This is a genomic window from Pseudomonas sp. KK18 (genome assembly GCF_037094675.1).
GTDB lineage: Bacteria > Pseudomonadota > Gammaproteobacteria > Pseudomonadales > Pseudomonadaceae > Aquipseudomonas.
The window spans coordinates 2,438,946-2,452,417 of sequence record NZ_CP146605.1 but is presented as its reverse complement, the minus strand read 5'-3'; the positions used below and the strand labels follow the sequence as shown (position 1 = coordinate 2,452,417).

Below are 13,472 nucleotides of genomic sequence, written 5' to 3'. Positions count from 1 at the left end.
ACGGGCGGAAGCACAACCAGAAGCTGGCCTTGCCAACGCAAAAGAGAGCCTCATGAACAAACGAATGAATCGGCGCCTTACACCAGCGATCCTTGTGATCTTGTTGATTGGGTTAGGCGTCGGCATTAATCGCTGTTCCCAGGCGGCGGACGCGATCACGACTGGCGACTTACCCCTAAAACATGTCGCCGATATTCCGTTGCCCGGCAACGCTACGCGCCTTGATTACCAAAGCTTCGACCCTGGTCGAAAGCTGCTTTTCATCGCTCATCTTGGTGATAGCGAAATCATCATCTTCGACATGCGTGAGTCTCGCGTAACGGGCCGTATTGCCGATATCTCGTCGGTACATGGCGTGCTCGCTATTCCCGAACTTTCCCGTGTCTACGCTTCCGCCACTGGCACGAACGAGATCGCGGTGATTGATGAGGCGACGCTGAAAGTCGTCAGCCGCATACCCGGTGGCACCTACCCGGACGGCATGGCCTACGCGCCCGACGCGCACAAACTTTACGTGTCAGACGAAACGGGCGAAACCGAAACGGTCATCGATGTGCGTACCAACACTCGTGTTGCCACGCTGCCATTGGGAGGTGAGGTTGGCAATACACAATATGATCCGGTCTCACGGCACATTTTCGTCAATGTCCAGTCTCGCCGGCAGCTGATCGAGATAGATCCAGCGAAGGATCAAATTGTGGCACGCATCGATGTTCCTGGTGCGAAGGGTAACCATGGTCTGCTGATAGATGTGGATGACCGGCTTGCCTTTATCGCGTGCGAGGGCAACGACAAGCTTCTGGTGCTGGACATGGAAACCATGAAGGTGATCCAGGCGTTCGATACGGGCGGGACGCCTGACGTACTTGCGTTTGATTCAGTGCTGAAAACGCTTTATGTGGCTGGGGAGGCCGGTACGGTGTCGATGTTCAAAATCAACGATAAAACCGTAACGAAAATCGGCAGCGGCAACGTCGGCCCGCACGCGCATGTGGTTGCTGTGGATGAGGCGACCCATCGCTCATATTTTCCGCTCAAGGATATAAACGGACATCCCATCCTGCGAATCATGGCGCCGCGATAGCCCACGTTCGCCGTATTGCGGTCGAAGGCGTCAGGTGAGTCTTTCATCTAGGCTAACCAGCCGAGTGTCAGCGACGTCAGCAGCAGGTAACGGACACCTTTTGCAATCGTCACGATTATCAGGAAGCTCCAGAGCGGCTCACGCATCACTCCTGCGATCATCGTGATAGGGTCGCCAACCACCGGCACCGAACTGAGCAGAAGCGTCCAGCGGCCATAGCGGCTGTAAACATCCTGCGCCTTGCCTAGCTGGCGGTCGCTCACCGGAAACCAGCGATGGTGGCGGAACCGTTCGAGGGAGCGGCCGATATACCAGTTCATCGCCGAACCCAAGACGTTGCCGGTGGTGGCCACGACAAGCAGCCAGCTGGTCGAGTAGCTCTCAGAAAGCAACATGCCGACCAGCACCGCTTCCGATTGAAGCGGCAGGAGCGTGGCGGCACCCAATGCCACCACGAACAGCCCGAAATAACTCGTCATCTCGAACACTTGTTCATCTCATGGGTGCAAGCCGATCCAGCCATTGATCCCAACGTACAGCCCTACGCAGATGATCAATACGCTGGAAAGGTACGGGGCGCGGCGCGCCAACATGCTCAGCCAAGGGAAACGGCTGGATGCTTTCCGAGCACCTATGGCGGCAGCGGCTCCAACCGTGACCAACGTAATGGCCAAGCCTATGCTGAAGCACAGCACCAGAACAGCTCCAAGCGCAACCTGCTTCACTTGGAGGCAGAGCAGCAATACGGTGATGGCTGCAGGGCAAGGGATCAGTCCACCCGTCAATCCAAACATCAGAATCTGGCCATTGCTCACTTGGCGATTGGTGAAGCGCTTGCGAATGTCATTGGCGTGGGCTTTCTCGTGAGCGTCCTGGTATCCCTCCGATGTCAAATCAAGCCCACCGAGTTCAGCATGGTCGTGACTGTGCCCGTGGTCGTGCTCCTTGAAATCCAGGTCGTAATCATGGCTATGCCCCGCGTGTCCCAGGCTCAACCTGGCGCTGAACTCATGAGGTTCTGGAATGGCGTCGCGCGACTGAAGGAAGCCGTCCTGCTGTACGAACGCGAATTGTCCCATCGCGCCGCTAGGACGGGCCGTACGAACAACCACTTCATCCGCCGCCCAAGCATGCCCACTCAACGTCTTCAAGCGCCAGTGAGGCGGCATGCCCTCCTCGAAGATCGACAGTTCGACCATGCCGTGGCCGGTATTGATGCGGTGAGTTTCATCATGGCAGTGGCCGTGCTCCTCGCTTGCTTGCTCGAACTTGTACAGTTGCTCGCCACGCCAGGTTCTCCAGAGCATCCACAGGGCGATGGCAATGATCAGCGCAGAAGATGCGATCTGAAAGTAAGGCTCGGTGGTTTCGACGTCCAGGCCTTGGCCCAGATGCATACCTACCATCGCGACCAGCCAGACGACCGCGGTATGGGAAAGCGTGGCAGCCAGCCCCAGCATCACCGCCTGCTTGACGGTGCCACGAATGGCGACGATAAACGCAGCCATCATCGTTTTCGAATGGCCGGGCTCAAGGCCATGTAGCGCGCCCAGCAAAATGGCGCTGGGGAAATAAAGCCAGGCGTGTGAACCGCCTTGCTGCAACAGCTCGGTAAAGTTGGGCATCATGGACCTAGAGGTACTTGGTGATCTGCTTGAATGCTTCCAATGGAGCGCGCTCACCTTTTGCGAGCGAGTCCACCGTGTCTTCAAGACAGTGATCGATGTGGTCCTGGATCAAAGTGCGCTTGGCTTGGCATACCGCCTTCTCGACAGCGTGAAGCTGTTGGGCGATGTCCACGCATTCGCGGCCCTCTTCGATCATCGTGATGATGCTGCGCAGGTGGCCATCGGCGCGTTTGAGTCGCTTGATAATGGCCTCATGAGATTGATGCGTGTGTCCGTGAGGATGATCGTGCTCCGCCATGTTTCGAGCCTTTTTCTACGACGAATGTGGCGAACATGCTATCCCCTAGGGGGGGATAGGGTCAAACAGCTATCGATTTGTTATTTCAATCATCTATCCAGCACCAGGCTCAGCTATACAGCCCCTTTTGACCTTTGTAGCCTACCGGCCTCTTGGGCCTGATAAGTTCGCCTAGGTACGTTTGATGTCCTCTGTAGCCAAGTATGTGAAGGAGATCCTGAGAGATTTCGCCCGTCGACAGGCAGCAATCGGAAGCAGTCTCTAGCGACATCCTCATCGCGTAGGTAATCCGTCCAACGCCGGCTTAAGGGCGTTCCGCGGCTAAATGACAGCTGACAACGGTACCGCGTAAACATGGTGGCTGGAGTTACGCGCGTTCAGTAATTCTGTGCCGCGACGTCCAACGAGCATCCCTGCCCAGATAATCGGGGTCCGCGTTTTCAATTTAAATCCTTCTCCGTGCTCCACCTCCGTGGATGCTGACGCCTTTCAATACCCGCTGTTGAGGATGTCAGTCAATGCACGCTCAGCCTCCTTTACAGACAAAACTCCGAAACCACGGTGCACTCGGCCAAGCCAGCGCGTTACTACTGCTCGCCTTTAGCAGTAGGGCCATTGCGCTTGCGACCGCTGGAATTACTTCGTCTGTGGCATCTCTGCAATGCCTGGAGTACCGCGTCGTCGGGATCTGCTTCTGGTTGTTTTGCACGAGCTTTGGCTGCGAAGTCCGCACGTCCACCAAAGTGAGACATTTCATTCCAGAACTGGTGGTGTCGAGCTATGCCGATACCGGCGGCAACCCATGGGCCGAGCTGGCGGCGCTGTCGAACCCAATAGCCGGCTCCGAGGGTGGCGGAAGCGTGATAACACCCAATCCATTACGCGACAATCTCCCCCGCTTTAAAAATGTCGACGGCATTGGTCATCCCGGCGGAGCAGCAGCGACTCAACTGGCATCCCAGTCCGGTTACGCCTGCCCAAGCGGCGCGACCGCCTTCATACCCTATTACCTCAGTACGCTGGATCCATTGGGCTGGCGCTACGGCATCCCGGAGTCGGTGTACCCCGAGTCGTTGCTCCCTGGCATGCGCGAAATCGGCAGCGAGGCAAACGGTGAGATGTGGGGGAATGTCTATCCCCGCCAAGGCTTCCTGGTGCATCCCGACGACTTCAAGGCTGGGGCGGTCATGGCCCAGCGCGCTGGCGACTTCATCACCCGAAGCGGTCAGCCGCATGTTTACCTGCCACTCACGCCAGCCGCTCGTGACGGATATTGGCCTCCCGGGCCGATTCAGGAAAACGACATCACCACGCACAAGTGGCAGTTGCTGTACCCGCAATTGCAAATGACCTGCGCAGTCTTCCCCAGCGAAGCCCTACAGAGCGAAGACGGTGGCTACGCCTGGTCGTTGTGGCGTCCTTATAGCTGCTGCAAGCGCGAGGGACAGACCTTCCTGTTCAGTATCGAATTCGAAGGAGGCGACTCATGAGCCTTTGCTTGATCGCTCAGAGGCTGTTTTTGTCGACTGTGCTTGGGTGTGCCGGCATTGGCGTCGAGCGTTCCGCGCATGCGGCTGAGGGTGACTATCGACTGGGGAATCAGGGTGAAATCATTGACGACCGCGTCATGTACACGGTCGGTGGCGGCTCGGCAGCTGGCGCACCGACCTCGCTGTTTCGCCCGAGTGGTCTCGGGGTGGGCGTCTCGTGGCGGGCCAACATGATGTGCGGCAACATGAACCTGTCGAACACCTTGCAGAACCAACTCAACGGCGCCACCGAGGGGTTCCAGCAGATCATGGGCAGCGTCGTGCAAAACGCCACCCAGGCGGTCATGTCCCTACCGGCGCTGATCATTCAGCGCGCCAATCCAGGGCTCTATGAGTTGCTCAGCAACGGCGTCATGCAGGGACGAATCGACTTTGACCGCTCGAAACTTACCTGTCAGGCGATGGCTGAAAAGATGGCCGACAAGGTCGATCAGGCGGGCTGGGGCGCACTAGCCAAGAATCAGGAAATGCAGAGCAACCTGGAGCAGAGCGGCGGCGACGCCGTCACGGCGGTACGCAACACCGAGACCCGCAATGGCAACAATGGAGTGAGCTGGGTCGGCGGACAGCGCGCCGGAGGCAATGCGCAAACCGCGATCCATGTCACTGCCGACGTGGTCAGGGCAGGCTACAACCTGCTGCACAACCGATCGGTCGAGGATACCTCGAGCATGGGCAATTGCCAGGGCGGGGCCATCTGCCAAACTTGGTCATCCCCAGTACAAGCGTCGGAATGGGCGACGCGCGTGCTGGGCGAAACGGAAGTGGCCACCTGCGATGACTGCGAAACCTTGCGCAGCACGGCGGGTGCTGGTCTTTCTCCCCTGATTCAGGAGACCTACGAACAGCATCTGGAAGGCCTCCAACAACTGCTCACCGGAGGCGACGACCCGTCTCCTGAAAATCTTGCGAAAGTCTCCAGTCCGATGTTGCCAGTGTCCCGCGGCGTCATCGAGGGGTTGCGTGACGATCCTGACCAGGATGTATTGGCGCGCCGGCTGGCCAGTGAGACGGCACTCTCGAAGGTGATCTACGAAGCCCTCCTGCTCCAACGCACATTGGCCGCGGGCAGCCGCGAGCCTAACGTCGCTTCGGCCGCACCGGCCCAAAACTCCCTGCAGAAGAACATCTCCGCGCTGGATCGAGAGGTGCAGATGTTGCAGACAGAGCTGCAGGTCCGACAGTCGCTGGCCACCAACACCGCAAGCCTGGTGCTCGACCGGCATGCCGGAGGCGCCGACGGTTCTCGAACCATTGAGCAGCGTGATCCAGAACCCGGTCGACTGGAACAAGCTGATAAAGCCAATGGGAGGCCGTGATGCGCTCATCGCTACGATCACTGCTACTCGCCGTGCTCATCACCATTGGAGCCTCCGTAAGCGCCATCTTTATTGCGTGGATCGTATTGAGCACCGTTGGCGATGCCATCCGCTGGAGCGAGTTCTCCAGGCGTTTCGAGATCGGACTGACTATCGGCCGGGCACTGCTTTACAGCGCCCTATTCACGGGCTGGTCGGCGAACCGGAAGCGACAACAAAACCCTGCCCGGCGCCGATTGCTCGATCGCACCGGCCTAGCGGGTTTCGCCAGCATCCTGCTCGTTGAGCTCAATCGAATCTAGGGGGTGACGCCATGACCATGAGTACCAACAGCTATCTCGAGTTCTACCTGTCGTTACTGGCCTGGATCATCAACAACGGGATCTGGAACACGCTGGTCGATACGGGCCTCTATGCGGCCCCCTTTGCTGCCATCATCCTTCAGGAATGGCTCTCGGCACGCCAGCAAGGCGCTGACGAAGGCAACAAGGGCCTGCTTTCAATCCCGCGAATAGAGAATCGATTGTGGCTTGCCTATGTCACGCTGATGTTTGCTTGCATGCCGATACTTCCGATCAATCTGGCATCGATGGCACTGGATGCGTCGAACAGTCAGCGCTGCGGTGTATCGCTGTCCACACCATCACAAACCGCATGGGGCGCGACGTTCAATACGATCGGTGATAAATCCGCCACCGTACCGATCTGGTGGTTCCTGGTGCATACCCTGAGTAAAGGGGTGACGGCTGCGGCCACCGCATCGATTCCCTGTGCCCCCGATATTCGCCAGATGCGCATGGACATCGACGCCACGCGCATCGATGACCAAGTGTTGCTCCAGGAGGTCGCCGACTTTACCCGTGATTGCTACGGCTATTCCAGGTCGAGGATGTTTACGAACCGGCCGAATCTGGACAAAACCCAAAGCTACGACGCTGCGTGGATTGGCTCGAGTTACCTGCTGAACACCGCGGGTTATTACGACACCGACCGGTCGAGAACGCCGCGGGTGAATTGGCCCTATGACGACGTACGGGACACTTCACTGGCTCGCCTTCCCAACGGTGCAGGCTACCCGAGGTGTCGTGAATGGTGGAGCGACCCCGAAATCGGGCTTCGTGATCGCCTGGTGAACCAGGTCGATGCGACGCTATGGACATCCCTGAAAGGATGGCTCTCGGGTAGCTCAGCGAGCGAAGTCGAGGACGCGACGCTTCGCCAGCTTGTGAGCCCGCAACAACAGTCGCTGACCATGTCACCCGGACAGCTCTATCAAAGCTATGGGGCGAGCGCACGTGGTGGTTCCGTGAACCAGGGACTTAACAATTTGGCAACGAACACGGGCTTAGCGTTGGGATCTTTCAGCAACTTCCCAGCGATGAACGCACTGCGTTCGGCGCTGCCGATGATTCAAGCGTTCCTGATCATGGGAACGGTCATCAGCCTGCCGTTGGTGCTTTTAATCAGCGCCTTTCAGCTCAAGACCGTGATGACGGTGACGTTTGCGCTGTTCACCTTGCACATGCTGACCTTCTGGTGGGAGCTTGCAAGGTGGATCGACTCGAGCATGCTTGATGCCCTGTACAACCAGGTTTCGACGACGGATCAAGTACTGTTGTCCCTTCCCACATCCGGGGTGATGGATGGGACAGTTACTGCACAGGTGATCGAGTACGTCATGGGGGCGATGTTTTTGGTATTGCCAGCCCTATTCCTAACAGCAATGAGCTGGGCTGGTTACAACTTTGGCTCTATGGCAGAGGGGATGATGGGTAAAGGAAGCATCGCCAGTCAAAACGCCGCTTCGAAAGGAACAGACGCGCTGGTCTCGTCCGTGGCAAAGTCAAAAAAGCGCTAATACCGCTCATTTTTCAATGTCTGGCTGACCAGCTGCACGATTAAGTTCGTACTCGCCGTAGGGGTCGCCGTAAGCTTCATACCAAAGATAATCAGCCCCTCTAGTGATTCGGTATGAGCCGATGACTGTGTAGAGGATCGCCAGGATAGCCACACAGCTAAGTACCCATCCGCCCATGAGCAACAGACACGCGGCAACAATAACCTTCAGGACGTCCAACAAGAGCTTTGCGACTTTGTGCCATGCAGAACCGGTCAATCGGGCAACATTATCGAGAAGCCGTGCCTCGAAAGCTCTCACTTGGCCAATGGCATGACGCAAGACCATACCGCAAGCATGAGCGCGCCTAAAAGCTGGAGACATAGGACGATGGTCGCTACGCATGATCAACACCTCGAAAACGATCCACGATTGAATACTACTCCTCCAAGCGTGATTGGTATGACCGTTTATCACTTGAAGGCTGTACCTAAGACAGGAGAAGACAACAGTAGATGCGCATTTATCGATGGGCATTGCCAGTATGTTGACTGCCACATAGGTCGATTATTAACTGTGATTTTAATGGCTTACTTAAGCCCCGAAATGTAACCACGACCTGAAAGGTTACGTCACGTACGTGATGGTCCAGCCCAAGTGCGATCCGCGTTCGGTAGCTCGCACGGTCACCTTCAGGTGATGAACGCTAACTGCACCCCCGGTGGGCATTAGCTTGTCCACGACCATGCCACATCACACCACCCACTCCATGCGAGGGATCTTCTCCCCCCATGGGACAGATGCCCTCGCGACTTTATCGAGGACATCCGTCATGTTGAAATTCAAAGGCTCCGACTTGCGCGCGGTTCTGCTCGAGGCGCGCACCCATCAATGCCGTATCGTCCTAGCCAAGGATCAAGGCGTGTACCTGCTCTCCGAGTTCGGCGAGAAAGTAGCCAACGGCCCCCGCAAGCATCTGGCGTATGCCGTAGGCTGTAACCCAGAGGTCGATGCCTTTGACGACTGGTGGAGCAGAGCACGCGCCGAACTCGGTGGTGATGATTTCGCCGAGTACTTTGACCCGCAGGACGCCGTCCTTGCCAGAGCCTGGGAAACAGGCGGCGATCTGGTCCTGGAAGCGACCGAACCACACATCACCCTGGCGGTGGAAAATACGCCATCTAAAAAACGCTAGCGTGTTTTTCAGCCCCTCTTTCGAGGGGCTTTTCTTTGAACGGTGGTCAGCACCCAATACCTAAAGCGGTGCGTGGGCATGGACCTTTTGTCGGCCAATTACCGATAAATGTCGCCAATGGAATCCGGTAGAACGTAAGGCCTTTTGTCTCGCCTCAATGGCGTTGACCCTCCCACGGCTTAACGTTAAATACTCGATTGCACCCTGCTGCAAACCGCAGCCAGACAGCCCGAACCTTCAAGGTTGAGTCACCCCGGTGACCGGTTCATCCCAAGTGCGATTCGCGTTCGGAAGCTCGCACGGTCACCCCGCGGTGATGAGCGCTTACTTACCCTTCGCGTCTGCTGACGGTACTGCCCACTCCGCGTCCAGGGATCCCCTCCCCATCGCGCGTATCTGTTCATCATCCTGCGACAGGCTTCGCGGACGAAGCTGCGCAGGGTCATTTCAGGAAGCCACACCATGCTCATGAAGACCACCCCTGCCCCCTCGGTCGTCTGCTCCGCTCTAACCTGGGAGCAAGCCGTTCTGCTTGATCCACCGCGCGAGCAAAGCGATCTGCAGGAGCAGAGGCTGAGCTCGTTGATCCGTACCGCACTGGAACTGCATCAACTGAGGCCTGACGATTCCAGCATTCGCTTCGACGTCTTGTTGCCGATGCCGGGAAACCAACCACCGCGGGCGCTCTCCATGCTGCTGCAAGTCATCCACTCGCCGGCGCGGCACCCTGCGTTGCTGATTACCCTCGACCACGAGCATCACTGACCCACCCCCAGGCTCTGCCTGACCGACTGCACCACCCTCACCCGCTCGGGAACACTTCCCGAGCGGGAGGCGTTCCCTCTTCAATCCTGGAGAACGCCATGTCTGATATCTACCTCGACGTCACACAGAAAATCGTCACCGCGCTCGATCAAGGAGTCATTCCGTGGATCAAGCCGTGGTCACCCGCACACCACGGGGCGCTCCAGCCCTTCCCTGTCAACGCCGTCACTGGCCGCGCCTACTCAGGCATCAACATCCCCTTGCTGTGGGCTGAAGCACGCCTGAAGGGCTACACGCAGGATCGATGGCTCACTTTCAACCAGGCGCGCAAGGCCGGCGGACACATCCGCAAGGATGAACATGCGACCTTGGCCGTGCTGTACAAACCCATGAGCCGCGAGCAGCAGGACGACACCGGCCAACCGTTACTGGATGAACAGGGCAATGCCAAACAGGTGCAATTCGCGATCCTGAAGACGCATTGCCTGTTCAACATCGAGCAGACCGAGAATGCCGAGAACCTGGATGTTGAGGCCATCGCCCCCGATGAAGGCTCGCCGTTCGTGAACCACGACCTGGCAGAGCAACTACTGATCGACTCGGGGGCTCGGATTGATCACCGTCCTGGTGATGAAGCGTTCTATCAGCCGATCGCCGACCGCATACAATTGCCGACCAAACCGCAGTTCAACACTGAAGGCGATTACTACGCCACGGCGCTCCATGAATTGACCCATTGGACGGGTCACCATTCAAGGCTCAAACGCGAAGGCATCGTCGGCCAGCACCGCTTCGGCACCTCCGAATATGCCTTCGAGGAACTGGTGGCGGAAATGGGCGCAGCGTTTCTATGCGCCCTGACCGGCATCCAGGGAGAACTGCGGCATGAGGGCTATATCGCCTCGTGGTTGAAACTGCTCAAGGACGACAAGCGAGCGATCTTCCGCGCCAGCGGCCATGCCCGTGATGCCGCAGACTTTCTGCTTGAACTGCAACACCGCAAACAGGAGGAACTGCCGCAAAGCGCTTGAAGGATAAGTGCCGCATGAACAACAAAGCCCAGCGTTGCTGGGCTTTGTTGTTCATGCGGTTCACAAAAGAGCGCCTTACCGGATCACTCCAGCCAGCTTTCAACCGTGTCGCCACCGAATTCCTGTTTCCAGGCTTTCAGGGTGCGGTGATTGCCACCCTTGGTCTCGACCACTTCACCGCTGTGCGGGTTCTTGTAGCGCTTAAGCTCACGCGGTTTGCGCGAGTTGACGGCCGAAGCGGTCGACGAAGCCGGGGCTGCACGGTAGTGCGGATCCAGAATTGCGATCACCTGCTTCAGACCGACGTTGTATTCGGCGAGCAGCTCCTGAAGCTTGGTCTCGAACTCGATTTCGCGCTTGAGGCCCGAATCATTTTTCATCTGGTCCAGCTGCTGCAACTGCGCCGCCAGTTGTGCTTCCAGCGCTTTGAACTCTGCCAGCTTCGACATGATGAATCCTCATACTCAATTAATTAATTAATTGATAACAATCTACAGATCTGGAGCAAATCCTGAGACAACACGTTCGTGACTAGTGGCGATGGCTCCGCATACGCGCCTAACGTTACTCGATATCAAGCGTCGCACACAGATGCGCGACTAGCTCACGGGGCGCTGAGCTATCCATCACCTTGTAGATCAGTTCACGTTTGCTGCGCGGCAACTTCTTCACGCAACGCTTCGCGGCTGCCCGGATCGCCTCATCGGTACCGTGAATGCGATCGGCCAGCAACAGGATCAATGTAGCATCACTCAGCGTCACAACTGCGCTCATGTTTCTGAATAGGACGATTCTACGCCGAAAAGGAAACAGCCGCCCATAGGTGGTTCAACTTTTAAAATGACGGAATGCATACCGATATAGCACTAAAAAGGTAAGGGGCCAGCATGTTAAAGGGAATGGCAAAGAGTCAATGGATGAAGGGAACGGGGATCAAGGGTAAGAGGCCTATCCGCGAAAAGCCCAAAAGGCCCTGCCCTGCCAAAACGGTGGAGGCTTGATGCGCAAGCTGTTTGAACGGAAAAAGGGCCCTATACCGTCAGAGCCTGCTCATGGGGTACCGGTAGGCTGGACGCCGGTGCACCCTCCTACCCATTTGTTGGCTGAACCACACCGTCAACGGCTGATGGAACGCATCTGGCAATACACCGCCTTGTCACCGGAACAGTTCGAGCAGCTCTACCGCCGGCCTTTATTACGCTATGCCGAATACGTCCAACTGCTCCCCGCCAGCGAAAGCCATCACCACGCCTATGCCGGCGGCATGCTCGATCATGGCCTGGAACTGGTGGCCACCGCGCTGAAGTTGCGTCAGTCCCACCTCCTCCCTGCCACGGCTGCACCCGAGGATCAGGCCGTGCAAGCGGATGCCTGGTCGGCAGCCATCGCCTATGGGGCACTGCTGCACGACATCGGCAAGGTGGCCGTGGATCTGGAAGTGGAGTACCTCACCGGCCAACGGTGGCACCCGTGGCATGGCCCCTTGGAACATCCCTACCGCTTTCGCTATGTCACCGGTCGCGACTACAAACTGCATAATGCGGCTGCCGGCCTGGTCTTCACCCAGATACTCGATCGGGACATTCTGGACTGGCTCAGCGCTTACCCTACGCCCTGGTGCAGCCTGCTTTACGTGCTTGCCGGCCAGTACGAGCATGCCGGCGTGCTCGGCGAGCTGGTCACGCAGGCTGATCGCATTTCCACCGCACAGAACATAGGTGGAAATCCCGCCAAGGCGCTGCTGGCGCCTGTAACGTCGCTGCAGCATCATCTGCTTAGCGCACTGCGCCATCTGCTGAAGAATGAGTTGAAGCTCAACCAGGTCGGCGCTGCTGGGTGGCTGACAGCAGACGTGCTGTGGCTGGTCAGTAAGGTAGCCGCAGACAAGATCAGAGCCTACCTGCTGGCACAATCCATTGATGGCGTGCCTTCATCCAACATCGCACTCTTCGACGAGCTCCAGTCCCATGGACTGGTTGAGGGCAACAGCGAAGGCAAGGCAGTTTGGAAGGCAGTTGTCGTCGAAGGCGATTGGCAGCAGCAATTCACCTTCCTGCGACTGCAGCCATCGCTCATTTGGGCGGATGAAACCCGGCCACCGGAGTTTTTCGGTACGGTGGACCCAGTCCTCGATATCGAGCGTGACCAAACTCTACCACTGGCACCAATTGTCACTAACGTTCCCTCCCCACCCGCGGCCTACGAAACTTCGTCCCACAATCCGCGGAGTTCGGAGCCGCCGGGATTGTATCCGCCCGAAGCGGATGACAGTGACTATCTAGCGCCAGTACTCGGACTATTCGAGACGCCCGATCTCGATCAGGGTACCGCGCTGTCCAAAACCCCGATCGCCGAGGAGCAAGACAACAACGATCTCGGCAAAAATTTCCTGGAGTGGTTGCGGGCAGGTCTGCAGAGCCACGCGCTGATCATCAATGACAGCCGAGCCAAGGTGCATACCGTCGGCGACACTTACTTCTTGGTAACCCCGGGTATATTCCAACGCTATGCCATGGAGTGCCAGGAGCAAGTAGTTCATATCGACAGTACAGAAGCCTGGCCAAGCGTGCAGAAAAGCTTTGAGAGAATGAACATTCACCAGCGCAGGCCAAACGGCGAGAACATCTGGGCCTGCCATGTACAAGGTCCCCGCAAGCGCGGAAAACTGAACGGCTACCTGATGAAAGATCCACTAGAACTCAACCAAGACGGGCTTACAAACAATCCATTTCTTAGATTGACCGACAGCTGAGGATCGGGTGTCA

At 57.5% G+C, this 13,472-nt stretch carries 15 protein-coding genes; 9 read left to right on the top strand and 6 right to left on the bottom strand.

The window, feature by feature from the left end; all coding sequences use genetic code 11:
* Positions 1–52: 52 nt before the first annotated feature.
* The gene (locus V6607_RS11195; RefSeq protein WP_338743811.1) at positions 53–1,084 is read left to right on the top strand and encodes a YncE family protein; all 1,032 of its coding nucleotides are present in this window, start codon (positions 53–55) and stop codon (positions 1,082–1,084) included.
* 47 nt (positions 1,085–1,131) lie between these two features.
* Here V6607_RS11195 and V6607_RS11190 read toward each other — a convergent pair whose 3' ends face one another.
* The 3 genes from V6607_RS11190 to V6607_RS11180 are packed head-to-tail and all read right to left on the bottom strand — an operon-like array spanning position 1,132 to position 3,010.
* Positions 1,132–1,572, bottom strand: coding sequence for a YqaA family protein (locus tag V6607_RS11190; protein ID WP_338743810.1), 441 nt, complete (start codon positions 1,570–1,572; stop codon positions 1,132–1,134).
* Between the two features lie 9 nt (positions 1,573–1,581).
* The gene (locus V6607_RS11185; protein ID WP_338743967.1) at positions 1,582–2,709 is read right to left on the bottom strand and encodes a nickel/cobalt efflux protein RcnA; all 1,128 of its coding nucleotides are present in this window, start codon (positions 2,707–2,709) and stop codon (positions 1,582–1,584) included.
* A gap of 7 nt (positions 2,710–2,716) precedes the next feature.
* Positions 2,717–3,010, bottom strand: a complete 294-nt coding sequence (locus tag V6607_RS11180) for a metal-sensing transcriptional repressor (protein WP_338743809.1) — start codon at positions 3,008–3,010, stop codon at positions 2,717–2,719.
* Between the two features lie 518 nt (positions 3,011–3,528).
* On the opposite strand from V6607_RS11180, the gene V6607_RS11175 reads away from it, so the two are divergent.
* Genes V6607_RS11175 through V6607_RS11160 form a run of 4 tightly spaced genes read left to right on the top strand, consistent with a single transcriptional unit; the run spans position 3,529 to position 7,737 of the window.
* On the top strand, positions 3,529–4,500 hold the full coding sequence (locus tag V6607_RS11175) for a TIGR03756 family integrating conjugative element protein (protein ID WP_338743807.1): 972 nt from the start codon (positions 3,529–3,531) through the stop codon (positions 4,498–4,500).
* Entirely contained in the window at positions 4,497–5,879 is a 1,383-nt protein-coding gene (locus V6607_RS11170) for an integrating conjugative element protein (RefSeq protein ID WP_338743806.1), read from the top strand. The genes V6607_RS11175 and V6607_RS11170 overlap by 4 nt, the downstream gene beginning before the upstream one ends.
* Positions 5,879–6,181 (top strand): hypothetical protein, encoded by a 303-nt coding sequence (locus tag V6607_RS11165; protein ID WP_338743804.1) that lies wholly within the window; start codon positions 5,879–5,881, stop codon positions 6,179–6,181. The genes V6607_RS11170 and V6607_RS11165 overlap by 1 nt, the downstream gene beginning before the upstream one ends.
* 11 nt (positions 6,182–6,192) lie before the next feature.
* Positions 6,193–7,737: a conjugal transfer protein TraG N-terminal domain-containing protein gene (locus tag V6607_RS11160; RefSeq protein WP_338743802.1), complete on the top strand. Its 1,545-nt coding sequence runs from the start codon at positions 6,193–6,195 to the stop codon at positions 7,735–7,737.
* 6 nt (positions 7,738–7,743) lie between these two features.
* Here the strand turns inward: V6607_RS11160 and V6607_RS11155 are convergent, their stop codons facing one another.
* Positions 7,744–8,121, bottom strand: coding sequence for a hypothetical protein (locus V6607_RS11155; RefSeq protein ID WP_338743801.1), 378 nt, complete (start codon positions 8,119–8,121; stop codon positions 7,744–7,746).
* Positions 8,122–8,548: 427 nt separating this feature from the next.
* Here V6607_RS11155 and V6607_RS11150 point away from each other — a divergent pair, with 427 nt between their 5' ends.
* The 3 genes from V6607_RS11150 to V6607_RS11140 all read left to right on the top strand — a co-directional run bounded on the left by V6607_RS11150 (position 8,549) and on the right by V6607_RS11140 (position 10,707).
* A complete protein-coding gene (locus tag V6607_RS11150) occupies positions 8,549–8,911 on the top strand; it encodes a DUF3085 domain-containing protein (protein ID WP_338743800.1) in 363 nt (120 codons plus the stop codon).
* Between the two features lie 462 nt (positions 8,912–9,373).
* Complete coding sequence (locus tag V6607_RS11145; protein ID WP_338743799.1) at positions 9,374–9,676, top strand: hypothetical protein; 303 nt, start codon at positions 9,374–9,376, stop codon at positions 9,674–9,676.
* A 98-nt stretch (positions 9,677–9,774) separates the two neighbouring features.
* Entirely contained in the window at positions 9,775–10,707 is a 933-nt protein-coding gene (locus V6607_RS11140; RefSeq protein ID WP_338743798.1) for a zincin-like metallopeptidase domain-containing protein, read from the top strand.
* An 83-nt stretch (positions 10,708–10,790) separates the two neighbouring features.
* Here the strand turns inward: V6607_RS11140 and V6607_RS11135 are convergent, their stop codons facing one another.
* Positions 10,791–11,156, bottom strand: a complete 366-nt coding sequence (locus tag V6607_RS11135) for a histone-like nucleoid-structuring protein, MvaT/MvaU family (protein ID WP_338743797.1) — start codon at positions 11,154–11,156, stop codon at positions 10,791–10,793.
* A 115-nt stretch (positions 11,157–11,271) separates the two neighbouring features.
* Positions 11,272–11,469, bottom strand: a complete 198-nt coding sequence (locus V6607_RS11130; protein ID WP_004407526.1) for a hypothetical protein — start codon at positions 11,467–11,469, stop codon at positions 11,272–11,274.
* 238 nt (positions 11,470–11,707) lie between these two features.
* Between V6607_RS11130 and mobH the strand changes: the two genes are divergently transcribed.
* Positions 11,708–13,459, top strand: a complete 1,752-nt coding sequence (gene mobH / locus V6607_RS11125; protein WP_338743795.1) for a MobH family relaxase — start codon at positions 11,708–11,710, stop codon at positions 13,457–13,459.
* Positions 13,460–13,472: the final 13 nt, after the last annotated feature.

Bases quoted from the DNA above. Each gene is read 5' to 3' on its own strand.
- V6607_RS11180 (WP_338743809.1), bottom strand. From the start codon at position 3,010: ATGGCGGAGCACGATCATCCTCACGGACACACGCATCAATCTCATGAG.
- V6607_RS11150 (WP_338743800.1), top strand. From the start codon at position 8,549: ATGTTGAAATTCAAAGGCTCCGACTTGCGCGCGGTTCTGCTCGAGGCG.
- V6607_RS11195 (WP_338743811.1), top strand. From the start codon at position 53: ATGAACAAACGAATGAATCGGCGCCTTACACCAGCGATCCTTGTGATC.
- mobH (WP_338743795.1), top strand. From the start codon at position 11,708: ATGCGCAAGCTGTTTGAACGGAAAAAGGGCCCTATACCGTCAGAGCCT.
- V6607_RS11165 (WP_338743804.1), top strand. From the start codon at position 5,879: ATGCGCTCATCGCTACGATCACTGCTACTCGCCGTGCTCATCACCATT.
- V6607_RS11185 (WP_338743967.1), bottom strand. From the start codon at position 2,709: ATGCCCAACTTTACCGAGCTGTTGCAGCAAGGCGGTTCACACGCCTGG.
- V6607_RS11175 (WP_338743807.1), top strand. From the start codon at position 3,529: ATGCACGCTCAGCCTCCTTTACAGACAAAACTCCGAAACCACGGTGCA.
- V6607_RS11155 (WP_338743801.1), bottom strand. From the start codon at position 8,121: ATGCGTAGCGACCATCGTCCTATGTCTCCAGCTTTTAGGCGCGCTCAT.
- V6607_RS11160 (WP_338743802.1), top strand. From the start codon at position 6,193: ATGACCATGAGTACCAACAGCTATCTCGAGTTCTACCTGTCGTTACTG.
- V6607_RS11135 (WP_338743797.1), bottom strand. From the start codon at position 11,156: ATGTCGAAGCTGGCAGAGTTCAAAGCGCTGGAAGCACAACTGGCGGCG.
- V6607_RS11170 (WP_338743806.1), top strand. From the start codon at position 4,497: ATGAGCCTTTGCTTGATCGCTCAGAGGCTGTTTTTGTCGACTGTGCTT.
- V6607_RS11145 (WP_338743799.1), top strand. From the start codon at position 9,374: ATGCTCATGAAGACCACCCCTGCCCCCTCGGTCGTCTGCTCCGCTCTA.
- V6607_RS11140 (WP_338743798.1), top strand. From the start codon at position 9,775: ATGTCTGATATCTACCTCGACGTCACACAGAAAATCGTCACCGCGCTC.